The sequence below is a fragment of the Wolbachia endosymbiont (group A) of Sphaerophoria taeniata genome, from assembly GCF_947250735.1.
In the GTDB taxonomy this organism is placed as follows: Bacteria; Pseudomonadota; Alphaproteobacteria; order Rickettsiales; family Anaplasmataceae; genus Wolbachia.
Window position 1 is genome coordinate 832,859 of record NZ_OX366344.1, and the last position, 24,200, is coordinate 857,058.

Below are 24,200 nucleotides of genomic sequence, written 5' to 3' on the forward strand. Positions count from 1 at the left end.
CCATTAGGTTAAATAACTCTTTCACTATGTGCAATATTTACTTAAAATAAATGTATGTCATTAAATTTGGGTAGGTAGTTATGTCTATTTTACTGACACTCTTATTTATCAGTCTTTCTTTACTCAACGCTTCAAATAAATTGATGATATGTGCTGCTTTATTTATAGGAGCTGCTTTAGTTGTAAATTCAATGGTTGAATTTTATGGCAAAGAAAAAGCTACGTATAGCTTAATAGTGTGTACAGCGCTATGCTGTATTTTAAAATGGCAAAGTTTTAGTTTGATGATATTGACTTCATATGCTGCAATTTTAGTATCTCTTCTCTCGAGCATAATTGTTTTTGAAAAATTGAAGTCCAAGTTGAATTTTCATATGGCAAATTTCATTACTTTAATTATGGCATCAGTAATTGATAGTGCCGTTGTATGTGTTGGATTACTATACAAATTTTCTGCAGGTAAATGCTTAGCAATATATATTAGAGATTTAATTTTTAAGTTTTCTTATGCGTCAGTATTAAGCATCTGCTTGTTTGTAGGAATGTATTTATTTTGCTTGGCGAACAAGAAGTATTTTAAGATTTCCACATAACCTGTTTTCTGATATAGCTAAACTGACTTTGGGTCCTGGGTTGGTGGTCCTAATACGTAACAACAGTTTAGAATTTATAGGTAGTAGATTTGCCCTAAGACTCTAACACAAGTTGTACAGCCCTACGTCATACCGCCCGGTATCTCAGCATAGATTCCGCTAACAAGTAGCGGAATGACGATTTACCAAACGCTGCCTAATTTTCCGTAACAGTTGAAAAAATCAATAGAAAATCAACATATCACTGTAAATTCATGTATTTTAAGGCTATAATGGTTAAAATACGTTATATAGTATAATATGGACGATTTTATAAGAGTTAAGGGTGCAAGGGAACATAATCTGCAAGGTATAGATGTCAATATACCGAAAAATAAGCTAGTTGTTATAACTGGACTAAGTGGTTCTGGTAAATCTAGTCTCGCATTTGATACGATTTATGCAGAAGGCCAACGCCGATACGTTGAAAGCCTATCAGATTACGCGCGTCAATTTCTCAACATTCAGGATAAACCAGATGTTGAGTCGATTACAGGTCTTTCCCCTGCAATATCTATCAACCAGAAATCGATCTCAAAAAATCCAAGGTCAACAGTTGGAACTGTTACCGAAATTTACGATTACTTGCGCTTAGTATATGCACGAATAGGGGTTCCTTATTCACCTGCAACTGGATTACCGATAACAAAGCAAACTGTATCTCAAATTGTAGATACTATAATTGCGTTACCTTTAGAAACTAAAATATATATACTTGCCCCTGTTGTGCGTGGTAGAAAGGGAGAACATCTCAAAGAGATATTGGAAATTAAAAGACAAGGTTACGTAAGGTTCAAAATAGATGGTGAAGTGTACAATGCAGATGACTTGCCTAAACTCGATAAGAACAAGAAACACGACATTTTTGTGGTTGCAGATAGAATATCAATATTGGGCGATATAGGAAATCGACTGCCAAGTAGTATAGAATCCGCACTAAAACTTGGTAATGGTCTAATGTATGTAGAAGTAGTAAACCTACCTGACAACCATAATTCCGAGTATAAAAATGGTCAAATTCTGACTTTTTCAGAGAATTTTGCATGTCCCGAGTCTGGTTTCACTCTTGAGGAAATAGAACCAAGATTATTTTCTTTTAACAGCCCTTACGGTGCATGTGGTTCGTGTAATGGGCTTGGTAAAAAGCTGGCTGTTGATGTAAAGCTGATAGTGCCAGATGAAACTCTTTCAATATCTGAGGGTGCTTTAAAGCCAGTAGGACCAATGTTCCGTCAAGTGCACACAAGTTATGGATTTCTAAAAAGTGCAATTCTATCACTGGCTGAAAATTGTAAATTTAGCCTTGATGTTCCGTGGAAGAACATAGATCAAGAAGTAAAAGATATGATACTCTTTGGCTCTAATAAATTTCAAGGTTTGATCAGTATCTTGGAGAATCAGATGGATTATGATGAAACGCTTGCTGAGCGATACTGCTCTGTTATTCATTGTAAGGAATGTACTGGCCATAGATTGAGAAAAGAAGCACTCACAGTGAAAATTGATAGCAGACATATAGGTGAAATATCAGGGCTCAGCATCGATAAATCCCTTAAGTGGTTTGAAAATTTGCCAGACAAGCTCACAGAACAACAGAAGCAAATCTCAAGTAAAATATTAAATGAAATAATCAAGAGGCTAGCATTTCTAAAGAATGTAGGGTTGAATTACCTAACGCTCGATCGAGAATCTAGCACTCTCTCTGGCGGTGAGAGTCAGAGGATCAGACTTGCTTCGCAAATTGGCTCTGGTTTAACAGGAGTGCTGTATGTGCTTGATGAACCCTCGATAGGCCTTCATCAATGCGATAATGATCGGTTAATTGCTACACTGAAAGACTTGAGAGACATGGGTAACACTGTAATCGTTGTTGAGCATGATGAAGATACAATAATGGCTGCTGATTATGCGATTGATATTGGTCCTGGAGCTGGCGTAAATGGTGGAAAAGTTATTGCAGAAGGAACACCAGACCAGGTGCAAAGAAATTCAGGGAGCATAACAGGGCAATATTTGAGTGGAGAGAAAAAAATTTTAATTCCAAGGAGAAGAAAGCAAGCAACTCAGTTCATAAAAGTAATAAATGCATGTGAAAATAACTTAAAAAATGTGAACGTTAAATTTCCTATAGGGAATCTTATTTGTGTTACTGGAATATCAGGAGGGGGAAAATCAAGTTTAGTCATAGAAACGTTATATAAATATTCAGCACATAAGATATATCATTCGTCTGCACGGTATGGTCGGTGTGATAGAATAGAAGGCCTTGAATATATAGATAAAGTTATAGAAGTTGATCAGTCGCCAATTGGTAGAACTCCTGCGTCAAATCCAGCAACATATGTCGGTATGTTTACTCATATAAGAAATTGGTTTGCAGGTCTTTCGGAGTCAAAAGCAAGGGGATATAATATAGGCCGGTTTTCATTTAATACCAGAGGGGGAAGGTGTGAGGCTTGTAAAGGTGATGGGCACTTAAAGATAGAGATGCATTTTCTACCGGACGTTTATGTGAAGTGTGAGCAGTGTAAAGGGCGAAGGTATAATCGTGAAACATTGGAAGTTACTTATAAAGGAAAATCAATCTCTGATGTGCTTGATATGACGATAGATCAGGCTTGTGATTTTTTTGAAAACCTTCCAATGGTAAAAGAAAAGTTGGTTTCTTTGCAGGAAGTGGGGCTTGGCTATATAAAACTCGGACAGTCGTCAACAACGTTGTCTGGGGGTGAAGCACAACGAATAAAGCTGTCCAAAGAGCTATCAAAACGATTTACCGGAAGAACATTGTATATTCTTGATGAGCCAACAACTGGATTACACTTTGAAGATATAAATAACTTACTAAAAATACTCCATAGATTAGTCGATCTGGGAAACACTGTTATAGTTATCGAGCACAATTTGCACGTTATAAAAACTGCAGATTATATAATAGACATCGGACCAGAGGGCGGAATAAAAGGCGGAGAAGTGATTGCTACAGGAACTCCAGAAGAAGTGGCAAAAATTCCAGAAAGTGTTACAGGCAGGTATCTTAAAACGTATTTATTATAAACTATTTCTTAATTATATTAGGCTAGGTTGCATATTTATGATTTGGAGATAAGAATGTCAGTATATCGACACTTTAGAAGGTACGTTGAATATGGAGTTGTACCTGCTAAGAGAGCAGAAGATTGCACACTAGTTCCAGAAAATAGTTTCTATAAGTCCGTACATTACGTTGATAATATATTAGGACCTGTAAAAGATGTAATTTGTGGAGTTGAGAGTAAGAACGGTTATACTGATCAATATATAAAAAATTGTGAGTATGTAGGTTACAGAGCAGAGGAAGTGTTTCCACTTTGTGAACGGGGTGCTTTTCTAGCAGCTAGCATAATATTGCAACCTTTATTTTTGATGGTGGCATATTTGTCATACTTTCCAGCCAAGTTATTGTCAAAAATAACAGGGGACTATTGTTTAAAAGCAAGTACAAAATCATTAGTTGATCATTCAAATGCATTTTTAAGTGCTGGGCAAGATTGTGCTAGTGCAGTAGCTGAAGTATTTAACAAGATTGTAAGTTATTCTTGCGCTGCTATCATTTGGGCTGCCGCGTCAATGATAACGCCACTTGTGTGGGCTTGCAACAAAGTGCAAAGTAAGTTAAGTGAAATACAGGAGCCAGAAAAACATCAGCTTTTATCTAATAAGTTATAAGTTCTGCTTTTTCAGCATTGGCTCAGTTTGAATTACATTGAGATGAAATAAAAAGTGAAAGAGTGTAAGCACAAGTTACTTTAGCTATACTATATAAATTTTATAATATATTTAATGAATTGTGAACCTTCTCTTACTAAAAAAAGCTACAAATCTTATATTTCCGAACGTATGCGTAAGTTGCGAATATATCATTGATGAAAATCTTAATCTGTGTAGTGAATGCAACAAAAAAATCAATTTTCTAACTAAGCATTACTGCAATGTTTGTGGCGTAGTAATCTCAGACAATATTCATACGTGTGGTAAGTGCATCATCAATCCTCCACCGTTTAAAGTATTAAGATCAGTTTTTGCTTATGATCAACATAGTAAAAACATGATTATAAATTTCAAATTTTTTGATAATTTGAATTACGTAAAAATCTATGCAAAGTGGATACACCAAGCTAATCAGGATACGTTTCAGAACGCAGAGGTCATAATTCCTATACCGTTACATAAAATGCGCTTGTTTAAACGTAAATATAATCAAGCAGCATTGCTTGCAAAAGAGTTGAGTAAGTTGTCCAATTTATCCTATACGCCATTTGCAATAAAACGTCTTCGCCATACTGCGCCTCAAGCTGGTCTTTCACTTAAACAGCGTGAAAAAAATTTGAAAAAGGCTTTTAGCATAACCAACAAGAAAATTATCGAAAATAAAATCGTGATATTAGTTGATGATGTGGTAACAACCGGAGCAACTGTAAGATCTTGCTCTCAGGAAATTTTAAACTCCGGTGCAAAAGAAGTGAGAGTGCTATCGCTTGCAAGAACGGTGAATGATTGTGAAACTATTACGTAAAAATCTTGACTTGTTTTTGTTTTATCTATAAAATAATTTATAGTAAATAGTTGTTGGGGAGCGTATGAGTATAAAAGAGCAAGAAATTGATGCTATATTCCAAGAAATAGAGCAAGAATCAAAAGAAAGTGACATAATTGAAGAAATTAAGCAAAAGCTGCTCGCATGTAACCAAGATACATACAATCAGTGGAAAAGACTTGATTTTCACATAGATCATTTATTTGAAATACGGCGAGAGATTACCCATGCTTCTAGGTATTATACTACTGCATTAAACATTGCTGCTCATAAAGGCTTAGTAAAAACAGTAAGACGTCTACTGAAGAAAGGTGCAGAGGTTAGTACATGCGATGGTGGTGGACACACTGCTCTGCATTGTGCCGCTAGCAGCGGTAATACGGAAATAATAGAATTACTACTGGAGCAAGGAGCATATATTCACTCATGTTCTAAACTTGGCTCAACACCGCTGCATTTTGCTGCTACTAATAATCATATAAATGCAGTGAGGTGACTGTTAAATAAAGGAGCTAGTCCTTTAGCACTAGATAATAATAATTCCATTCCCAGTATGTTTGCTACAGACAAAGAGGTGATTGCTGTCTTGGAGAAAGCAGAAGAAGAGAAGCATAAGGAAAATGCTGCAAAGGAGGCAGAGGAAAAAAAACATCAGGAAGAGGCTGCTGCTTTAAAGAAAGCAGAAGAAGAAAAACATAAGAGAGAAATGGAATGTAAGAAAAAAAGGCAAGCAAAAATGATTGCTGTAGGTGGTATTGCAACTGCATTGATAGTGGCGGGTATTTGATACATTGTTGAATTACCTATACTAGTAACTATTGGTATATCTGTATCCATTGCATTAGTATCTGTTTGCATTGCGTACGTAATGTCAAAACCTAACACTAAAATGGAAGAAACAGAGAGCTCTGTACAGGAAATTGGTCAGAGTATATAGGTCAAGATAAAACTTTACTTTTAATAACCTCAACATCACTAAACTCAAAGGTTTGATTCCCTATGATTTGAAATCTTTCGTGCCCCTTTCCTGCAACTAGCAGAATCATACCCTCGTTATAGGCAATATCTACTCCTTTCTCTATAGCTTCTCTTCTATCTTCTATCTCTAGCGCATTAGGGCAATGTAGTAAAATACCACGACGAATTTCTGCAGGATTCTCATCACGCGGATTGTCATCCGTGATTATCACTTTGTCTGCATATATTTGTGCTACTTTACCCATTTCTGCGCGTTTTGTTTGATCACGATTGCCACCACAACCAAAAACTAGAATTATTTTTTTATTGAAGTGCCATTTTAAAGACAATAGGGCTTGTTTAAGCGCACTTGGAGTATGAGCGTAATCCACAAATGCAAAAGGTTTCACTTTTTCCATTCTTCCTGATGGAGAAACGAGTTTTTCTACGCATATTTCTCTGTAATTCAGTCCAGACGAGGTAACTATACCCATTGCACACAACAGATTATATGCTTGAAATTGCCCCAGAACCGGAAAAAACGTATCATAAATTTCACCACCAATTTTTATTGTAAGGTGTTGACCATTAGGGGTTGGTGTTTGCTCCAATAAAGTAATATCAGAGCCTGTTTTTCCATAGGTGATAATTTTGTTGCTGCGTTTTTCAGCTATCTTAAGCAACGCGTAGTATTCATCTATATCCGCATTTAAAATCGCTGTTTTTCCTTCTGGTAATACCTCGTAAAATAACCTTTTTTTAGTTTCTAAATATTCACCAAGATTTTTATAGTAATCTAAATGATCTTGCGAGAAATTAGTAAAAGCTGCAGCACTCAACTTTAATCCATGGATTCTATATTGATCAATCCCATGACTTGATGCTTCTAACACTAAGTGTTCTACATTTATACCACGCAATGTTGCGTAAAGGTCATCTGCATCTGGAGTGGTAAGACTGTTGCTATTACCTTTTCTACCATTATTGATGCATGTTCCAAGTGTTCCAATAGACGCAGCATTATAGCCAGAGTTTTGCCAGATCTGGCGGCAAAATTCTACTACTGAAGTTTTACCATTCGTACCCGTTACAGCAGCAACATATTTGGGCTGTTTGAATTGATAAAACCTGCTGACTATTTCGCTGTATATTTCTTGAGGATTTGGGTGGAAAATATGAATTCCAGCGTCACGCACTGGAATGACACCATTTGTTATGCAATCACTTGCAATTATCGCTTTAGCTCCACAAGATAATATCTGATCTATGTAAATCCTATCCCTTTCTGACACACAAACGAAAAGATAACCTTCCTTGACTCTCTTGGGATTACATGTAACGCCCTTGATTTCAACGTCAAAGTTAACATCAACAATATCATGCAGTAATTCTCTCAGTTTCATGTCCTACTTCATCGTTTTGAAAGTCTAAACATGGTAACCTTTTTAGTGCGTCATTAAGGTCAAAGATTAAATCTTCAGGATCTTCCAGTCCACAAAATATTCGCACGAAACTTCCACCACAATCTGAATTCATTACAGATCTTGACATAGATCTACGATCTACTGGTAATATCAAACTGTCGCACCCTCCCCAAGAAGCACCAATACTAAAAATTTTCATATGATCAACCATGCAGCTTAGTTCTTCACATGAATATTCTCTATCTAGTACTATACTGAATGTGCCGCTTGCTCCTTTGAAATAACTTTTCCACAATTCGTGTTGAGGATGGGAGGGAAGTGCTGGATATAAAACCTTTCTAACTTTTTGCTGTGCTTCTAGCCACTTTGCCACTTCCATTGCTGTATTTTGGTGCCTTTTCATACGTGTGTGCAGTGTTCTTAGTCCCCTGTGTGCAAGGTAGCAGTCGTGCGATTGAATGGTTACTCCATAATTTTTATAGCTCTCATAAAGCAATTTAAAAATTTCACCTTCAGCAATAATAGCTCCCATAACTAAATCTGAGTGACCGGCTAGATACTTTGTCACTGAATATAGTGCAACATCAATTCCATAATCAAGCGGCTTAAATAACAAAGGAGTGGCCCATGAATTGTCGCAAACGGTTACGATTCCATGTTCTTTAGCAACTTTTACTATATGCTCTATATTCGAAATCTCAAACATTATAGAACCAGGAGTCTCGATCATTATCAATGAAGTATTACTCTGAATTAAATCAGTTATATCCTGCGTTGGATCATAAAAAGTTACTTCTGTTCCTCTTTTTGGTAGCTCATTTTCTGCAAACCTCCTAAGCCTATAATAACTATTATCTTGAATTAAAACGTGCGAGCCTGCTTTAGTGAAAGTCAAAATAGCAAAAGTAAGTGCAAATAGTCCGGAAGGATAAATAAGCGCTTGTCCACTCCCTTCAATTTCAGCCAGTGCATTTGAAAGATAATGGACAGTAGGAGTACCAACATTACTGTAGCTATAATCCCTTGCAACACCATCGTTGATTACATCGTATATACTTTCTCCATTTGCTGCATTTAAGTAGTCCTTGTAAGTAGGAAATAATATGGTAGAAGAATGATAAACTGGCGGGTTCATAGAACCTTTATAGTCATTAAATTTTCTTCCTGCTTTAACTAATATAGACTCTTCCTTCACATTTTTATTATTTATTTTTTAAATTGTACTCGTTTTGCGTATACAAGTGAAGAGAAATTGCATGTATTAGCTCTATCTCACCCTTCAATAACTCATAAATCAACTTATGTCTTTTTAGAATGCTCATTCCAATAAAGCCGTCAGATATTAATATTAATTTAATGTGCGAAGGTAATGTTGAAGATGAAGCAAAATAATGATCAGCATGCTTTGCTGATTCATCGACAATGTTGATATCAATTACATCTATCGAATCGCGTATCTTTTCTTCTATTGTTTTAATAATATCCATAATGGTTTCTTTAAGCAACAACATGCTCCTCTTGTCATCCAAGTAGCTGACACTGGGATGACAGGCAAAGTGATATAACAATACACCCTTATTTATTCTCTTCCTTATTATCTATGTCTTGATAATCAGAATCTACTACTTTTTCTTCTTTATCATTTGGATTCCCTTCTGATGAAAAGCCATTTCCAGCACTATTTTGTTGTGAGGCATTATACATAGCTTCTCCAAGTTTCATAGATAATTGAGAAAGATTAGTAACTTTCTGCTGGATTGAATCAGCGTCATCAATGTTATCAGATTTACTAACTTCTTTTAATTCGTTAACTGCATTTTCAATAGCAGATTTATCTTCTGGTGAAACTTTATCACCATACTCTGTCAGAGACTTTTCTGTAGAATGAACTAAACTATCCGCTTGATTCTTCACTTCAATAAACTTTTTGCGCTTTTCATCTTCTTGCGCTTTTTCTTCAGCTTCTTTTACCATGCGATTTATTTCATCATCAGATAGACCACCTGAAGATTGAATGCGTATTTTTTGCTCTTTTCCAGTAGCTTTATCTTTTGCAGAAACGTGTGCTATTCCATTTGCATCTATGTCAAATGTTACTTCGATCTGAGGAACTCCACGAGGAGCAGGAGGTATCCCTTCCAAACTAAACTGACCAAGTAGCTTGTTATCAACCGCCAATTTTCTTTCACCTTGATGTACCTTAATTGTAACGGCTGTTTGGTTATCTTCTGCAGTTGAAAACACCTGAGATTTTTTAGTAGGAATAGTAGTATTACGTTCAATAAGTGGAGTGAATACTCCTCCTAGAGTCTCAATACCAAGAGAAAGTGGAGTCACGTCAAGTAGTAACACATCTCTTACATCACCTTGAATGATTCCCGCCTGTATTGCAGCTCCAATTGCTACAACTTCATCAGGATTTACTCCTCTATGTGGATCTTTGCCAAAGAATTCTTTAACTTTCTCTATGACTTTTGGCATACGAGTCATGCCACCAACGAGAACCACTTCGCCAATTTGACTAGCAGACAAACCAGCATCCTCAAGAGCTTTTTTACAAGGAGCCATAGTTCTTTCGATTAAACCATTCACTAAGCTTTCAAGTTTTGCTCTCGTTAATTTCATATTTAAGTGTTTTGGACCACTTGCATCAGCTGTAATAAACGGTAGATTTATTTCCGTTTCCATTGCACTTGATAATTCAATTTTCGCTTTTTCAGCAGCTTCTTTGATTCTTTGCATAGCCATTGGATCATTTTTCAAATCAATGCCATTACTTTTCTTGAATTCATCTAGTAAATAACTCACTATTGCGTTATCAAAGTCTTCACCTCCAAGATGAGTGTCACCATTTGTAGCCTTTACTTCAAAAACCCCTTCACCTATTTCAAGTATTGAGACATCAAATGTACCACCACCAAGGTCATATACCACTATTGTGTGCCCATGTTTCTTATCAAGACCATAAGCAAGCGCTGCAGCAGTCGGTTCATTTACTATTCTGAGCACATTTAATCCGGCGATTTTTCCTGCATCTTTTGTTGCTTGACGTTGAGAGTCGTTGAAGTATGCTGGCACTGTTATCACAGCATCTTTTACTTCCTCTCCAAGATAAGCTTCTGCTGCTTCTTTCATGTTTTGTAGTATGAATGCACCAATTTGACTAGGAGAGTATTCTTTATTATCAGTGGTTTTAACCCATGCGTCACCATTTTTTGCTGCAAACACTTTATACGGCACGTTTAGATTTTTCATTTCAGAATCACCGTATTGACGGCCTATTAATCTCTTAGTAGCAAAAAAAGTATTACTTGCATTGGTGGTTGCTTGTCTTTTTGCAGGAGCGCCAATCAACCTTTCTCCTGACGAAGTAAATGCAACTATAGATGGAGTAGTTCTTGCCCCTTCTTTATTTTCTATTACCTTTGTATCCTTGCCCTGCATTATTGCAACACAAGAATTTGTTGTTCCGAGATCTATGCCTATTGCTCTTCCCATAATGAGTACCCCATTGTAAATATTATCTGATATAAGAATATATAAGTATAGGACTTATTAATTACAAGCCCAATTTAGGGTTTCTAATTAGTTATTAGAACTTAAAAAGCGCGAAAGCCATTTAGTCAGCCAAAAATTGCCTCGTAGTTTATTTGAATTATCAACTTCTTCATTGCTGCTATCCTCAATTTGGTATCCAGAGTTCTGTAATGGCTTATAACCGTTTGAATTAACATCATCTCCTTGTTTTAAAACAAATGTATTTACATCTAAACTGTTATCAATACTAATGTTCAATGTAATATTAAACTCTTTTTCGATTGTAGAAACTGTATTCCTTTTATTATTAAAAATATGCGCTATAACCGCACTATGCGCTACTAAATCAAAAGACTTATTTTGGTTCCTATGAGCAATGTGTTGTAAATCCCTTAGTATCGATGCAACAATTACTTCGTTCGATTTTACTCTTCCAATACCCTTGCAGTGTAAACACTCTATAGTATTAATTTCTTGTATGTTTGGTTTAATTCTTTGTCTTGAAAATACCATTAAACCAAAGTCATTTATGTAGCTAAATTGAACTTTAGCTTTATCGTCTTTAAACGCTTGCTTTATAGCAGACTCAACAGCTCTGCAATACTGATATTTCAACATGTCAATAAAATCGACTACTATTAATCCTGATAGGCCCCTAAGATTCACCTGTCTTGATATTTCAGGTACTGCTTCCATATTGGTTCTATAAGCTGTTTCTTCTATGCTATCTTCTCCTGTCATCTTTCCTGAATTTACGTCTATTGAAACAAACGCCTCAGTTAAAGTTATTACCAAAGACCCACCAGATGGCAACTCTACCCTATTGCTATATAACTCAGAAATTTGATCTTCGATTCCATAGTAAGTAAAGATTGGGATAGAACCTCTATACAATCTGTAACGCAACTTACTACCTTTTAATGCATTTTTAGTATATTGTCTCACTGCTTCAAAAGCTTCCTTCCCAGATACTATGACTTCTATACCATCGCTACAAAAATCACGAACAGATCTCATAATTACATCTGCTTCGTTGTAAATTAATGATGGAGCATTTACAGAGAAGGCATTTTTTTGAATGCTCTGCCATAATGAGGATAAGTAATTGTAATCCTGCTCAATTTCTTTCTTATCTTTTCCTGAACCAACAGTTCTTACTATTAAACCTGATCTTTTTGGCAAGTTTATTGAACTCAGTATATCCTTTAACTGCTTTCTGACATTAGCATCTTCAATTCTGCGAGACACTCCACCTTTACTCATGGAATTTGGCATGAAAACACAGTATCTACCCACTAAAGTTATGTATGTTGTAAATGAAGCTCCTTTATTGCCTCGTTCCTCTTTAGTTAGCTGGACCAATACTTTTTGATTTACTGAAATAACATCTTGTAATTTGTATTTTTTATATAAAGGTACCTCTCTTACAAAACCACTACCTAACTCGTTGACATTCTTACTAGCTGCAGAATCTGAAGAAACATTTGCTGAAGCTTCTTCTGTACAATCGTCATTTGAGTAGCCCTCAAAGATAATTTCCTTTTCTTTTTCTGGAATATTGAAGTAATCTAGAGATATCTCGGAGAAAGATAAAAAACCTTGCTTGTTTTTTCCATATTCAATAAATACGGCTTGCAAAGAAGGCTCTATACGCTTTACATAAGCAACGTATATATTACCTCTTAATTGTTTTTTTTCCTTGAATTCTTGTTCAAATTCTACAACCTTATTATTAACTGATAAGGCAACTCTTACCTCATTAGAACAGGCAGAATTTTCTATCAATAATAACCTTTTGCCACTATTTGCCACTTATTTACCGTTTGCTTTTCATTCTGAAGTTAACTTCATGCTACTTAATGCACTGTTGATTGTCAAGAATTTTAAGATCTGCATTATTCGGTTGACTTTTAGTGTTTTGCGTAATAAACTCGCATAGAATTTATTATATCATTATAAGTATGGCGAAAAAAAATGCTTCTTTGCTCGTTAAGTTAGTCAGCACTGCAATCAAGATAACAAAAACTGGTGAAGAAAAATCAACTGGCTATTTTTATGTAAAAAAGCGTAATCCAAAAAAGCTCACCAGAAAACTGGAGTTTAGGAAGTATGACCCAGTAGTCAGAAGGCACGTATTATTTAAAGAAGAAAAATTAAAGTAGTTTTTTTATAAGGAATTTTATTATTATGCAAAATTTACAATTAAGTTATCCTATAATAGTAGAGTTGGGGGATGTAAAAGATACAAAACTGAAATTAATAAAGGTCATTGCACAATTAATAAGTAAGAGGTACAAAACACAGAAAAAAGCAGCAAGCGCTCTAAAGATTGATCAACCTAAAGTATCTCAAATCAATAGGTCAAAAATCGAAGGGTTTTCCTTAGAATACTTGCTTAACTTATTGATTGCATTGGACCAAGACATAAACGTAAGAATAAAGCATAATTCTAAACCTGTATAATATGTAAAGGACAAATGGTGATTTAAATGCAGAACAATAAAACAGTAAGTCAGAGGCATTTTAAAAAGAACTTGTTACTCAACAAAACAAGATTTGAAATTTTGTGCAATGCTATTGATTATAGCTAGATATGCATCTTTTCCAGGCTCTATGTCTGATCCAATAGGATCAAGAACTACCATTTTTGCGTCATTAGAAAGAGCATTAGGCTTTATGCTATCTTCTTGTGAATGAGCAAATATACATTTAACGTTTTCTTCCTTCATTATCTTTTTTAGCTTCATTAAACTCTTCATACCTATGTACGAATCCTCTTCTATAGAAAGAATGGCGCTTGGGTGATTTAAACCAAAATATTTTTCAAAATATTGATAAGCATCGTGAGTGACGATGTATTTTTGATTTTTAAAATCATTCAGTTCTTTCACGATTTCTTTTACTTCTTGGTCTATTTTTTTTATGGCTTTTGTTGCATTAGAGTTGTATCGATGGAAATTTTCTTTATCTATTTTAGACAATGTTGCACTTATAAAAAGTACCATGCTCTTTGCATTTTCGGGACTCAGCCAAATGTGTAGGTCTTTTTCATCTTGAGTATTGGTAATTTTTCTAGAAAATGAATGTGGCCGAGCAGGAAGTAGGTTGATTACCTTTGACAATTGCACTAGTTCTTTATTATTTTTGGCGAAAGTTTGAACAAACGTCTCTAAGTTATCGTCAGTGTAAAATATAACATCACTTGATTCCAAATTACTCGCATCAGAAGGCTTTAATATATAATTATGCGCAGATGTTGCATAGCCAAGCAATTCCGGTTCTAAAATCCCTTCTGTCACAGAAGCTACAAGTGAGTGGATAGGTTTGATTGTAGCTACAACTTTTAAATTGGATGAAAAGGCAATATTATAGTATAGTGTAAATGAAAGTAATAGAAAAAAAGGCAGTAAATGTCTCATATAAACGTTGAGAAGAAGTTAAATTTTGCCAAAAAGTTAAATAATGTCAATAATCGTGTTCTAAAAATAGAAAATCTTGCTCTCACATATGATGGTAAAAGAATCCTTGACAATATCAATATGTTCATGGAAAGAGGAGACGTAATTACAATACTTGGTCCAAATGGTGGAGGTAAAACCTCTTTAGTGAAAGCAATTGCTGGCATAAATAAAAGCTGTACCGGTAGTATCGTATTTGCTGACAACATAAAAATTGGCTATATGCCGCAAAATTTTAGTATTAGTAATTTGATGCCAATAACAGTTGAATATTTCCTTTTAAATAGCTCCTTGAAAAGACTAAAGAAAAATCAATCCATTATTACAGAAGCGATAGAGTTGGTTGGTATCGGTAACATTTTGAAGAATCAAGTGTTAGAAACTTCTGCAGGGCAAACACAACTACTACTGCTTGCACGTTGTTTAATTGCAGAGCCTGACTTGATCATTCTAGATGAACCAGTCAGTGCAATGGATATTAACGCGCGGGCTAAATTTTATGATATTATAAATAAAATAGCAAAAAAACGATTGGTATCGATTCTTATGACTTCTCATGATCTTAACTCTGCTCTACCATCCTCAGATTACGTAATTTGTATAAATAATACTATCTATTGCCAAGGCAAGCCTGATGAGATTATGAAAAATAGAACCCTAAATGAAATATTTAGCAGTTACGCAGCAAAATGATTCAAAATATTTTGCGTCTTCTGCACATAACTACAGTGCTAACACGTTACAATATATTACCTTATTTACTTCCACCATCAAAGAAATCAATAAATAAAATACAAGGCCATAAGCTAAAGTGTGCTCTTGAAAAATTAGGTCCGGTGTTCATTAAGTTTGGGCAGTCTATCTCATCACGTACTGATGTTTTAAATGAGGATATAACAAATAACTTGTTATTGATATGTGATAGATTGCCATCATTTTCACATAAAATAGCAGTTAAAACTATAGAAAGTGAGTTTAATTGTAAATTGAGCAACATTTTTTCAAGCTTTTCTGAAAAGCCAATTGCAGCAGCATCGATTTCTCAGGTGCATAGAGCGGTTACAACTGAGGGTAAGGAAGTTGCTGTGAAGGTTTTAAGGCCAAATATTGAGAAAACATTCTCAAGGGATATAAAAATGCTTTCTTGGCTCGCAGAAATTGCAGAAAAATTTAGCGAACAATCAAAAAGGCTGAGGCCAATTGAATTAGTCAAAACTTTTGCTGAAATTTGCCGATTAGAGTTAGATCTACGTTTTGAAGCTGCTCACTCTTCAGAACTAAAGGAAAACACAAAAAATGACAGAGGTTTTTATGTACCTGAAATAGATTGGAATAGAACTGCAAAAAAGGTTTTAACATTAGAATGGATAGAAGCAACACCAATATACGAAGTTGAAAAACTGAATAATCGTAAGCAAATAGCTATCAATCTTATAGAATCGTTTTGTAGTCAGGTATACAGGGATTGTTTTTTTCATGCTGATATGCATCCTGGAAATCTAATGGTTGATAGTAATAACAATATTATTGCCCTGGATTGTGGAATCATGGGTAGAATAGATCGTGAGACATGCTATTACGTTATAGAGATACTCAAAGGCTTTTTAAATCGGGATTATGACCACGTTGCAAAAATGCACTTTAAAGCTGGTTACGTTTCATCACAGCATAGAAATTTTGTCACAGCTTGCAGGGCAATAGGTGAACCCATTATTGGGCAGCCTATACAGAAGATTTCGTTTGCTAGTTTACTTGCTCAGCTATTAAAAATAACTGGTGATTTTGATATGAAAGTTCAAATACAATTGTTATTGCTGCAGAAAACTATGATTTTACTGGAAGGGACATGTAGAAAGATCTACCCAGAAATCAATATGTGGAAAGTAGTTGAAGCGTGGATAAGCAGTCAACATGAAAGTAAAATAGGGTATAGGGAAAAAATTAGAAATTCTTATCCTGTAAAAACAATCCAAGGGATATTTAGCCTTATAGAAAAATTAAACCTAATAGCTGATAAAAAATTAGAAAACATCCAAGTTAAAAATAAATCAAGTGGAAAAGTCTATTTTTTACTGTGGTTTGTAATTATAATTCTAATCGTTAAATTTTTAATTTTTTAAACTATGGGAAAAAACTGCGTCAAACCCAATTTTTAATTCAACTTAATTTTTAATCTGCAGGAGTCGAGTTGAGAATATCCAATTTTCCACTTTCTTTATAGCATAACATACTTCAGTCCTGATCCGCCTCTTGCTCCTCTTGAAGCCCAATAGCTCACCACTTATGTGTAAATTAATCGTTAATGTTGTACACGTTCTTTTCTTTTTCTACTCTCTCTTGCTCTTCAATACAATATATAGCAAGCGGATTAGCTTTAAGTCTTTCGACTCCTATTTCTTCTCCTGTTCCATCGCAGTAACCATAAGTGCCTAATTTTATTTTTTCTAACGCCTCCTTAATCTTTTCTTTTCTATCTTTTCGGCGCTTGATTAATTCCTCATTTCCACTATCTCCATCAGAATAGTATGTATCAATACTGTTATCTTCTAGTTCTTGTTTCTCCAACTCAGCGAGTATTGATTGTAACTTTAAGCTGAAGTATTCCAGTTGTTTTACGCTCATATATTCTTCATCTTCTGAAGGAGTATAATCCTCTGGTGACTTTATTTTCGGTAACTTTTCCATAATTGCATTATCAAAAAAATAATAAAACCTATATAACTTATGAACAAAAAATTATACTACCCTCAAAGTAAACACTATAATTTATAATAAACATTTAAAAGCCTAGTATGATCGACTTAGTAAAAAAATTAGTAATAGATGGTAAGAACCTTACCTATATAGTATGTATTTTTATTATAATGTTAAGTTTATCTTCATTTACACTTGAAAACAACAATAAACAAGAAGTTATGTTAACATTAACATGGATATGTGCTACATTTGTTTTGCAGATCTCTACAAATAATTTGTTTACATCTGATTATCATGATGGAATATTAGAGCAAATCTTTGTACAGCCACTCTCTTCTAGGCTTATAGTTGCTTATAAAATTTTCGCTCACTGGTTATTATTTGGGCTACCGATTTCAGTGGTTTCTTCCATATTCAGCTTTGCAGTTCTAGGCAATAGTATTGAACACTCAATAGCAGTTGGAGTGTCTTTATTATTTAATACGCTGATAATCATTAATATTTCAGCTACTGGAAATGCATTGATGATTGGTCGAAACAACTTAGCATCAGGAGTATCGCAAATCCTTGTTTTGCCAATGATAATACCAACCTTTGTGTATTTTAAAATGCTAACTCAATTTGAAAATTTGTCCTTGAATATTTATACACTACTAATCACCATGTTAATTTTTGTCGTTTTGATTGTTAACAGCACTATAACTACTCACATGGCACTAAAATTTGCTGTGGAACAGGATTGAAAAATCTTACTGTTATTCAGTAGGTATCCGTTTAGCAGAGTGGCAAAATAGGTAGACAAGATAAACCAAAAAATCAAGAAAAAGTGAGTTTACAACAAATGGTGTCATGCAAGTAGCTGACAACATAGAAACGAAAAAACTTACTTGACAAACTCCGCCAGCCCCTTATTATGAAGCTGAAGCTATTTATTTATCTTCTCTGTACAGATTAAATGACAAAAAAACTCAACGTATTTGGCGTCTCATGTTTAATTTTTTGCACTATGTGCACTCTATGTCTTTATCAAATTTCTAGGTTTTTACCTATACAAGCTGAAATACGCTTATAAAGCATTTAAAACATCAAAAAACGCCAACTTAAAAAATGGATAGTGAATAATTAGCTACCCTAGGGTTTCTTTTGCCTTTTTTTCTGTTTAGTAAATTTCTTAAACATTTATGACTAAAGGTTAGTTGCATTAAAAAGCAGCTAAATCGCGGTTATTAAGCGTTTAGAATAAAAAAACGCCATACTTGAAAGTATAATGTAAGTAATTAGCCAACCACGGGGCTTCTTTTGCCTTTTTTTTTATTTGGTAAATTTCTTAAATTTTATAGCTAATCAGTACTGGGATGACAAGAAAGGAGCACTGCTATTATAGAGTGAAATGAGATCCCAGTGTCACGCACTGGGATGACATTATAGGGGCTACTGGGATGACATTATAGAGAGGCACTGGGATGACATTATAGAGAGGCACTGGGATGACATTATAGGGGCTACTGGGATGACATTATAGAGAGGCACTGGGATGACACCCTGACAATCGTCATCCCGCTACTTGTTAGCGGGATCTGCTGTGGCAACATAAACTCAAATCATTTCAAATTTCAATCCAAAGAGGTATCATTATGTCAAACAATTTCAATTTTAAAGAATTTTTTAACCACTATGAAACAAATAGTACGTCAGATGATATACAAAGGTATTATTTGCTGTGGAAATCAGTAATAGCGCAAGCAATGACTGATGCAGCAAGTCACTGTAAAAAAACAGAAAGCTTGGTAGAGAAACGTAAGGCGATTTCTTGGTTATCGGACTTTAGTCAAGATTTTGCACACACATGTATATTGGCTGATTGTGATCCGGTATACGTAAAAAACAAAATACAGCCAATCTTAAAAAGCCTTACTAGATAAAGCCTTTTTAATGAGGTTTACTCCTTTTACCGAAAAAAATATCATTCAATCTCCTATCTATAGTTGCCTCTATATCTTTGATTAATAGCTGCTTTATTATGTTTACTTTCCGCTTTGCATCTTGAGCGTGATGCTCACTGTTATTGCTGTAATTATTCTTATCACTATAACTACTGCCACTTGGTTTACTACTGTTACTGAACTCACTACCCTTTTTTCTTCTTGTGCTGAGTATCTGCACTATCTTTTCCTTTAAAAAAGACTTCCAGCCTGTGCTAAGGAACAACTTATAGAGAAAATGCGGAGTAAGGAATGCTACTAATATTCGAATAGAAATTCCGTAACCGAGGTCTTCCCTATTTTCATAATACCACTTGCAATATTGAAATAAATGGTAAAACGCATTTTTGAAAGAGCCAAATTCTACAGCATACCAAAAACCATTGCTGAGAAACATGAGCACAATGCTGGATGTGTAAAGATACATTGTGAAGAGAAACAGTTTCACAATTATATCTTTTAGACTACCTAATATATAATTCAATAATCTTAATTTATAGAAAAGTGATATCATTTCACACCCACTTCAATATGGCTGGGGTGGAAGGATTCGAACCTTCGCGTGACGGTATCAAAAACCGCTGCCTTACCACTTGGCTACACCCCAATACTACTTACATCAATAACACTATTAGCCCAATTAGTAAAAGATTTATTTGCTTTTTCTATTGACATCACAGCAATAGCTGGCTGATCATAAGAATGCATTGCTTCGATTTTTTCTACAATTTTATCAATTTGATCATTTTTGCTCTTCATAATTGCTACTACTTCACAACTATTACTAATTTTACCTTCCCATAAATACAGAGAATTCACTTCGGGAAATATATTTACACATACAATTAATTTCTCGTTTAACAATTCTTCAGAAACAGTTTTAGCCTCCTTCAAACTTGAAAAAGTTGTATAAATCAAAACTAAATTATTCATTAGAATCTACGTAAATGCATTTCTACTATACTCCACTTAGGTTTATTCATCAAGAGAAAATAGATGAGATTTTTCTGTTATTCTAGCACTCTCTTCTGTCATTCCAGTGCCTCCTTCCCCTGTCATCCGAGCACTCTCTTCTGTCATTCCAGTGCCTCCTTCCCCTGTCATCCGAGCACTCTCTTCTGTCATTCCAGTGCTTCCTTCCCATGTCATCCCAGTGCGTGACACTGGGATCTAGGAATTTTGATTGAGCACTAAGTTGGTAAACATGAAAGTGGCTAACATTTTTTAAAACACAGCGTTTTCGATGGGATTGCGTGAAATGGCTAGATCCCAGTGTCACGCACTGGGATGACAAAAAAGGGCACTGGGATGACAAGAGAGGGCGCTGGGATGACAAGAGGGGGTATTGGGATGACAAAAAAAGGAGGCTACTGGGATGACAAGAGGGGGTATTGGGATGACAAAAAAAGGAGGCTACTGGGATGGCAAGAAAGGAGCAGCAGGATGACGCCTCACCATGTCATTCCAGCGCTTGACGCTGGAATCCAGCCTTTTCATAATCATCAAAATGTTGTATTTTAACATAAAACGGCTACTTTTATGCTTCCCAACTTAATAAAATTCCTGGATCCAAGTAGTCAAGGCACTGGGATGACACCTTCCCTAGTGGAGAAATCATAATGTTCATACGGTTGTGCGCATAACGCTGGGATTTTTCTATAGTTTAAAAACAAAAAAAGGATGTTACTCATTGAGTAACATCCTTTTGAAGAAGGTGAGTGATTTTGCTTAGTCCATTTTCACTTTCACACCTGCAAGATGATGAACGCTATTTTCACCTACTTCCGTAGAAGGCTGTCCCACCAGTTTGTCCAGATAACCTGTTTTTTTCAGTTCTGCACGAGCTTCGGATAAGTTATTTTGAGAAAGATTTAGCTTCTTTGGTATAAGAGGATCAGGTAAATCTCCACTATCAACCCTGCCAAAGGGGTCCAAATTAATAAAAGGACTTTTTCTTTTCGGTGTAGAAGAATCAGATGAACCTCTTCCACTATCAAAAGAATTACTGCGAGTGAGAGTTCTGTTACTCAAACTATCCAGGTTTTGCGCCACAATAGGATCACTGAGAACATCTTCACTGAAAGAACTTTGTCCATTTAAGTTAGTCAATGAGGCGCTTCTAGGTAGTTCTGGTGGAGCAACTGGAATAGGCTGCTTACCAGAAAGTCTTCCTCCTGCTGTTGCAGTTTTACCAGTATTTTCAATGGGAATAGGAGTATCAACGTAAAAAGTGCTCTTTCCTACTTGTCTAGACAACGTGTCTGATTCAGAAAGAACTTGATATTTAACATTAGTAGTTTCTTCTGGTGCTTTTTTACCCCCCAACCATAATGGCACTTTAAATGGAGCAGTTGTTTTCACTTCTTTATGCTTCGCAGGATTTAACAATTCCGCTTCGCTGCTAACAGTACTGTCAGTCCTTACAGAATCTAGTGAACTGCTTTTTGACAAGCTGCTAGTTGATTGTGTAGAGTCTTTTCTTCTCAGTGAAAAGACTGATGAAAGTGAAAAAGACTTACTAGCTTTTCTTTCTTCTGCGTCTTTTGCGTTGTTACGCCTCACAGATTGATCAAATTCGTATTCTCTTTTACATTCTCCAATAATCCTCTTAATTTCATCGTGATGCTCAGAGAAAATTTCATAAAGATTGTTATTATTTTTAGACAACAAATTTTGCAACTTCTTAGCGTCTAATTTATTGACAAAATCTGCTTGCTGTTTCAACTGATTGATCAACTGGTCCTTTTTGGCACCTTGTGGACCACCAACAGAATAAGCTTTCTCTAATATTTTTTCTCCCAGCTTAGAAAATATTTCCTTAGTTAAAGCAGAGCTATTCACGGCTTTGTCTTCAAGAACTTCCTTAATAAACATCTCCTTTACACTATTGAAATTCCTTGTTTTTTCTTCTGTTTTCAAAACAACAGTTTGACCTTCGTTACCTATTGAATATGGAATGGCGTCTAAACTAGACATACTTTCACTTAAATTACTTAAACTGCGCCCCATTTTTCCTAACGTAGCACCAGTTCCCTCTCTTGTTGCTCGTCTCACAGAACTTATAGCTCCTTTTACTGAATGATAACCTTCTCTTGCTTTTTCTGCAGTATATACTGACGCGTCCTTAACTTTCTCGGCAGTATATTTCGCCCCATCAACTGTTTTTTCTTCTGACCATTTGAGCCCTTTGAATGTGTATTCAACTGCTTTATAAGCAAAAAATAGAGTAAGGGCAACTATTGCACCTGTTGCAGCAACCGGTAAAGCAACTGCCACAAATGGAAGTAATGCACCAAACATCACACCTACTGCACCTACTGCAATCATTTGCTCTTTTGCAGACCAATTAGAGAAATTTTTTATATCTTTTAGTTTATCCTGCACAGTTTCCATGAAAGGAGAATTTTTTTTAACAGGACTTGAATTTGTTTGTTTACTGGCTAACATTTTAAACCTCACTATTAATTAAATATATTCATATTGTACACCCTCGATTCTTAAGTTAGTGTTAATTTGACTGTTAATGTTCATTTGTCTTTGAATAATTCTGCTTGACGTGTTTTTTGGAAGCGTAGAAAATTAGGTCAAGAAGCCGGAGTATTTATGAGGTGCATAAAAAGGGCACTCATCTTTTTGGCTGTTATAACTTTAATAATAATAGCTTTACTATTTAGGTATAATTCCCATTTTCACGAAGACGTAGTGCACTTAAAGAGTGACAACAAAGAATTCAAAAAAAAGCCAGAAAATTCTATAGAGTCGACCATACTACATAGAGAAAAGGAAGTGTACGATCATGTTTTCCATCCTGATGATTAATTTGTAAATAAAATAGCAATTTATGTTTGCATTTTCTTATTAAAGAAGTAATATTAGCGTATTAATTATAGAATCAATCGTTATGTTTGATGAGAATAATCCTTGGAATTTGGGAAAGAAACCGGTAGGGAACAAAACTCCTAATAATGAAGATATTTTAAGTAAAGCTGTATCTGATGTAAGATTCTTTCTTAATGGATTAACCAGAAACAGGGGCAAAAAACCTTATTTCATCATTTTCATTATTTTACTGTTCTATGCTTGCACTGGCTTTTATATTGTCCATCCTAGTGAGGAAAGTATAGAACTTACCTTTGGTAAATATTCTAATACAGAAACACCTGGTTTGCGTTATCACTTCCCCTACCCTATTGGCAAGGTTTTTAAAGTGAATGTTAAGGAAGTAAATCGTGAAGAAATTGGGGTAAGTAATTCTTATGGGCGAGACACAGATCGCGGTGAAGGTGTGATGCTAACTGGAGATGAAAATATAGTCAACGTTAACTTCGAGGTTCAGTGGCGCGTTAGAGATGCTAAGGACTATTTATTCAAAGTGCGGGATTACAAACCCGGTTTCAGTGTTAAAAATGCTGCTGAAAGTGCCATGAGAGAAATAATAGGTAAAAACACGATCTCTTTTGCACTTGGTCAAGGCAGACCAGAAATTTCTAGAGATACTAGAATTCTATTGCAGCAGATTCTTGATGGATACCAAATGGGCATAGAGATTTTATCTGTTCAAATGAAAAAAATTGATCCACCAGAAAAAGTAATCAGTTCGTTTAGAGATGTACAAAGTGCTCGTGCAGACAAAGAGCGTACTATAAACGAAGCATATGCTTATAATAACGATATTATACCTCGAGCAAAGGGTGAAGCGATAAAGATAAAATTAGATGCAGAGGCATATGAGAATGAAGTAATAAATGAAGCAAAAGGTAATGCAAATCGCTTTTTATCTCTTTATGAGGAATATAGACAGAATCCTTCTCTCGTTAAGAATCGTATTTATCTTGAAACTATGGAAAATATTTTCAGTAAGGTAGACAAAGTTGTTGTAACTGATGATCTGAAAGGTATGTTTTCTTATTTACCTCTTACAAATTTAGGGAAATAAC

General features: G+C 35.1%; 24 protein-coding genes, 1 tRNA gene and 1 pseudogene. 14 read left to right on the top strand and 12 right to left on the bottom strand.

Annotated elements, in window-relative coordinates; genetic code table 11:
- The first annotated feature begins 80 nt into the window (after positions 1 to 80).
- The 6 genes from OOK84_RS04180 to OOK84_RS04205 all read left to right on the top strand — a co-directional run bounded on the left by OOK84_RS04180 (position 81) and on the right by OOK84_RS04205 (position 5,995).
- Positions 81 to 593, top strand: a complete 513-nt coding sequence (locus tag OOK84_RS04180; RefSeq protein WP_253309619.1) for a hypothetical protein — start codon at positions 81 to 83, stop codon at positions 591 to 593.
- Between the two features lie 300 nt (positions 594 to 893).
- A complete protein-coding gene (uvrA, locus tag OOK84_RS04185) occupies positions 894 to 3,689 on the top strand; it encodes an excinuclease ABC subunit UvrA (RefSeq protein WP_264731128.1) in 2,796 nt (931 codons plus the stop codon).
- Positions 3,690 to 3,743: 54 nt separating this feature from the next.
- Entirely contained in the window at positions 3,744 to 4,340 is a 597-nt protein-coding gene (locus OOK84_RS04190; RefSeq protein WP_264731130.1) for a hypothetical protein, read from the top strand.
- A gap of 121 nt (positions 4,341 to 4,461) precedes the next feature.
- On the top strand, positions 4,462 to 5,187 hold the full coding sequence (locus OOK84_RS04195; protein ID WP_264731132.1) for a ComF family protein: 726 nt from the start codon (positions 4,462 to 4,464) through the stop codon (positions 5,185 to 5,187).
- Positions 5,188 to 5,251: 64 nt separating this feature from the next.
- Positions 5,252 to 5,704, top strand: coding sequence for an ankyrin repeat domain-containing protein (locus OOK84_RS04200; RefSeq protein WP_264731134.1), 453 nt, complete (start codon positions 5,252 to 5,254; stop codon positions 5,702 to 5,704).
- 57 nt (positions 5,705 to 5,761) lie between these two features.
- The gene (locus OOK84_RS04205) at positions 5,762 to 5,995 is read left to right on the top strand and encodes a hypothetical protein (RefSeq protein WP_264731136.1); all 234 of its coding nucleotides are present in this window, start codon (positions 5,762 to 5,764) and stop codon (positions 5,993 to 5,995) included.
- Positions 5,996 to 6,146: 151 nt separating this feature from the next.
- On the opposite strand, the gene OOK84_RS04210 is transcribed toward OOK84_RS04205, so the two are convergent.
- The 5 genes from OOK84_RS04210 to OOK84_RS04230 all read right to left on the bottom strand — a co-directional run bounded on the left by OOK84_RS04210 (position 6,147) and on the right by OOK84_RS04230 (position 12,938).
- The gene (locus OOK84_RS04210; protein WP_264731138.1) at positions 6,147 to 7,568 is read right to left on the bottom strand and encodes a Mur ligase family protein; all 1,422 of its coding nucleotides are present in this window, start codon (positions 7,566 to 7,568) and stop codon (positions 6,147 to 6,149) included.
- A complete protein-coding gene (gene metC / locus OOK84_RS04215; protein WP_264731140.1) occupies positions 7,543 to 8,784 on the bottom strand; it encodes a cystathionine beta-lyase in 1,242 nt (413 codons plus the stop codon). Before metC ends, OOK84_RS04210 begins: the two co-directional genes overlap by 26 nt.
- A 7-nt stretch (positions 8,785 to 8,791) precedes the next feature.
- Positions 8,792 to 9,076: a BolA family protein gene (locus OOK84_RS04220; protein WP_253309613.1), complete on the bottom strand. Its 285-nt coding sequence runs from the start codon at positions 9,074 to 9,076 to the stop codon at positions 8,792 to 8,794.
- 88 nt (positions 9,077 to 9,164) lie between these two features.
- Positions 9,165 to 11,087: a molecular chaperone DnaK gene (gene dnaK, locus OOK84_RS04225; protein WP_264731144.1), complete on the bottom strand. Its 1,923-nt coding sequence runs from the start codon at positions 11,085 to 11,087 to the stop codon at positions 9,165 to 9,167.
- 87 nt (positions 11,088 to 11,174) lie between these two features.
- Positions 11,175 to 12,938 carry an Rne/Rng family ribonuclease gene (locus OOK84_RS04230; RefSeq protein ID WP_264731146.1) on the bottom strand — a complete coding sequence of 588 codons (1,764 nt, stop codon included), beginning with the start codon at positions 12,936 to 12,938 and terminating at the stop codon, positions 11,175 to 11,177.
- A 149-nt stretch (positions 12,939 to 13,087) separates the two neighbouring features.
- On the opposite strand from OOK84_RS04230, the gene rpmG reads away from it, so the two are divergent.
- Both rpmG and OOK84_RS04240 read left to right on the top strand, forming a co-directional pair.
- Entirely contained in the window at positions 13,088 to 13,288 is a 201-nt protein-coding gene (gene rpmG / locus OOK84_RS04235; RefSeq protein WP_064124823.1) for a 50S ribosomal protein L33, read from the top strand.
- 25 nt (positions 13,289 to 13,313) lie between these two features.
- Positions 13,314 to 13,589, top strand: a complete 276-nt coding sequence (locus OOK84_RS04240) for a helix-turn-helix domain-containing protein (RefSeq protein WP_264687833.1) — start codon at positions 13,314 to 13,316, stop codon at positions 13,587 to 13,589.
- Positions 13,590 to 13,663: 74 nt separating this feature from the next.
- Here the strand turns inward: OOK84_RS04240 and OOK84_RS04245 are convergent, their stop codons facing one another.
- Entirely contained in the window at positions 13,664 to 14,545 is an 882-nt protein-coding gene (locus OOK84_RS04245; RefSeq protein WP_264731148.1) for a zinc ABC transporter substrate-binding protein, read from the bottom strand.
- Here OOK84_RS04245 and OOK84_RS04250 point away from each other — a divergent pair.
- Complete coding sequence (locus tag OOK84_RS04250) at positions 14,537 to 15,277, top strand: metal ABC transporter ATP-binding protein (RefSeq protein WP_264731150.1); 741 nt, start codon at positions 14,537 to 14,539, stop codon at positions 15,275 to 15,277. The two genes, OOK84_RS04245 and OOK84_RS04250, sit on opposite strands and share 9 nt — an antisense overlap.
- A complete protein-coding gene (gene ubiB / locus OOK84_RS04255; protein WP_264731152.1) occupies positions 15,274 to 16,704 on the top strand; it encodes a 2-polyprenylphenol 6-hydroxylase in 1,431 nt (476 codons plus the stop codon). Before OOK84_RS04250 ends, ubiB begins: the two co-directional genes overlap by 4 nt.
- A gap of 172 nt (positions 16,705 to 16,876) precedes the next feature.
- Here the strand turns inward: ubiB and OOK84_RS04260 are convergent, their stop codons facing one another.
- Positions 16,877 to 17,269 carry a TraR/DksA family transcriptional regulator gene (locus tag OOK84_RS04260; RefSeq protein ID WP_253302608.1) on the bottom strand — a complete coding sequence of 131 codons (393 nt, stop codon included), beginning with the start codon at positions 17,267 to 17,269 and terminating at the stop codon, positions 16,877 to 16,879.
- Between the two features lie 107 nt (positions 17,270 to 17,376).
- On the opposite strand from OOK84_RS04260, the gene OOK84_RS04265 reads away from it, so the two are divergent.
- Entirely contained in the window at positions 17,377 to 18,024 is a 648-nt protein-coding gene (locus tag OOK84_RS04265) for a heme exporter protein CcmB (RefSeq protein WP_264731154.1), read from the top strand.
- Positions 18,025 to 18,915: 891 nt separating this feature from the next.
- Positions 18,916 to 19,203 carry a hypothetical protein gene (locus tag OOK84_RS04270; RefSeq protein WP_264687830.1) on the top strand — a complete coding sequence of 96 codons (288 nt, stop codon included), beginning with the start codon at positions 18,916 to 18,918 and terminating at the stop codon, positions 19,201 to 19,203.
- Positions 19,204 to 19,210: 7 nt separating this feature from the next.
- Here the strand turns inward: OOK84_RS04270 and OOK84_RS04275 are convergent, their stop codons facing one another.
- The 4 genes from OOK84_RS04275 to OOK84_RS04290 form a co-directional block, all read right to left on the bottom strand.
- Positions 19,211 to 19,777 carry a hypothetical protein gene (locus OOK84_RS04275; RefSeq protein ID WP_265016699.1) on the bottom strand — a complete coding sequence of 189 codons (567 nt, stop codon included), beginning with the start codon at positions 19,775 to 19,777 and terminating at the stop codon, positions 19,211 to 19,213.
- Between the two features lie 18 nt (positions 19,778 to 19,795).
- A tRNA-Gln gene (locus tag OOK84_RS04280) sits at positions 19,796 to 19,870 on the bottom strand.
- A complete protein-coding gene (cutA, locus tag OOK84_RS04285) occupies positions 19,861 to 20,196 on the bottom strand; it encodes a divalent-cation tolerance protein CutA (protein WP_264731156.1) in 336 nt (111 codons plus the stop codon). Before cutA ends, OOK84_RS04280 begins: the two co-directional genes overlap by 10 nt.
- Before the next feature lie 42 nt (positions 20,197 to 20,238).
- The gene (locus OOK84_RS04290) at positions 20,239 to 20,427 is read right to left on the bottom strand and encodes a hypothetical protein (RefSeq protein WP_264731158.1); all 189 of its coding nucleotides are present in this window, start codon (positions 20,425 to 20,427) and stop codon (positions 20,239 to 20,241) included.
- A 108-nt stretch (positions 20,428 to 20,535) separates the two neighbouring features.
- Between OOK84_RS04290 and OOK84_RS04295 the strand changes: the two genes are divergently transcribed.
- A complete protein-coding gene (locus OOK84_RS04295; protein WP_264731159.1) occupies positions 20,536 to 20,784 on the top strand; it encodes a hypothetical protein in 249 nt (82 codons plus the stop codon).
- A 428-nt stretch (positions 20,785 to 21,212) separates the two neighbouring features.
- On the opposite strand, the pseudogene OOK84_RS04300 reads toward OOK84_RS04295, so the two are convergent.
- A pseudogene (locus tag OOK84_RS04300) lies at positions 21,213 to 22,710 on the bottom strand (actin-bundling T4SS effector WalE1 family protein); the annotation flags it as partial.
- Positions 22,711 to 23,164: 454 nt separating this feature from the next.
- Between OOK84_RS04300 and hflK the strand changes: the two are divergent.
- Entirely contained in the window at positions 23,165 to 24,199 is a 1,035-nt protein-coding gene (hflK, locus tag OOK84_RS04305; RefSeq protein WP_264687825.1) for an FtsH protease activity modulator HflK, read from the top strand.
- Position 24,200: the final 1 nt, after the last annotated feature.

What these genes read in the sequence shown, in the direction of transcription:
- OOK84_RS04180 (WP_253309619.1), top strand. Translation starts at nt 81, where the DNA reads ATGTCTATTTTACTGACACTCTTATTTATCAGTCTTTCTTTACTCAAC.
- uvrA (WP_264731128.1), top strand. Translation starts at nt 894, where the DNA reads ATGGACGATTTTATAAGAGTTAAGGGTGCAAGGGAACATAATCTGCAA.
- OOK84_RS04190 (WP_264731130.1), top strand. Translation starts at nt 3,744, where the DNA reads ATGTCAGTATATCGACACTTTAGAAGGTACGTTGAATATGGAGTTGTA.
- OOK84_RS04200 (WP_264731134.1), top strand. Translation starts at nt 5,252, where the DNA reads ATGAGTATAAAAGAGCAAGAAATTGATGCTATATTCCAAGAAATAGAG.
- OOK84_RS04205 (WP_264731136.1), top strand. Translation starts at nt 5,762, where the DNA reads ATGTTTGCTACAGACAAAGAGGTGATTGCTGTCTTGGAGAAAGCAGAA.
- OOK84_RS04210 (WP_264731138.1), bottom strand. Translation starts at nt 7,568, where the DNA reads ATGAAACTGAGAGAATTACTGCATGATATTGTTGATGTTAACTTTGAC.
- OOK84_RS04220 (WP_253309613.1), bottom strand. Translation starts at nt 9,076, where the DNA reads ATGGATATTATTAAAACAATAGAAGAAAAGATACGCGATTCGATAGAT.
- dnaK (WP_264731144.1), bottom strand. Translation starts at nt 11,087, where the DNA reads ATGGGAAGAGCAATAGGCATAGATCTCGGAACAACAAATTCTTGTGTT.
- rpmG (WP_064124823.1), top strand. Translation starts at nt 13,088, where the DNA reads ATGGCGAAAAAAAATGCTTCTTTGCTCGTTAAGTTAGTCAGCACTGCA.
- OOK84_RS04240 (WP_264687833.1), top strand. Translation starts at nt 13,314, where the DNA reads ATGCAAAATTTACAATTAAGTTATCCTATAATAGTAGAGTTGGGGGAT.
- OOK84_RS04250 (WP_264731150.1), top strand. Translation starts at nt 14,537, where the DNA reads ATGTCTCATATAAACGTTGAGAAGAAGTTAAATTTTGCCAAAAAGTTA.
- OOK84_RS04245 (WP_264731148.1), bottom strand. Translation starts at nt 14,545, where the DNA reads ATGAGACATTTACTGCCTTTTTTTCTATTACTTTCATTTACACTATAC.
- ubiB (WP_264731152.1), top strand. Translation starts at nt 15,274, where the DNA reads ATGATTCAAAATATTTTGCGTCTTCTGCACATAACTACAGTGCTAACA.
- OOK84_RS04260 (WP_253302608.1), bottom strand. Translation starts at nt 17,269, where the DNA reads ATGGAAAAGTTACCGAAAATAAAGTCACCAGAGGATTATACTCCTTCA.
- OOK84_RS04265 (WP_264731154.1), top strand. Translation starts at nt 17,377, where the DNA reads ATGATCGACTTAGTAAAAAAATTAGTAATAGATGGTAAGAACCTTACC.
- OOK84_RS04270 (WP_264687830.1), top strand. Translation starts at nt 18,916, where the DNA reads ATGTCAAACAATTTCAATTTTAAAGAATTTTTTAACCACTATGAAACA.
- OOK84_RS04275 (WP_265016699.1), bottom strand. Translation starts at nt 19,777, where the DNA reads ATGATATCACTTTTCTATAAATTAAGATTATTGAATTATATATTAGGT.
- cutA (WP_264731156.1), bottom strand. Translation starts at nt 20,196, where the DNA reads ATGAATAATTTAGTTTTGATTTATACAACTTTTTCAAGTTTGAAGGAG.
- hflK (WP_264687825.1), top strand. Translation starts at nt 23,165, where the DNA reads ATGTTTGATGAGAATAATCCTTGGAATTTGGGAAAGAAACCGGTAGGG.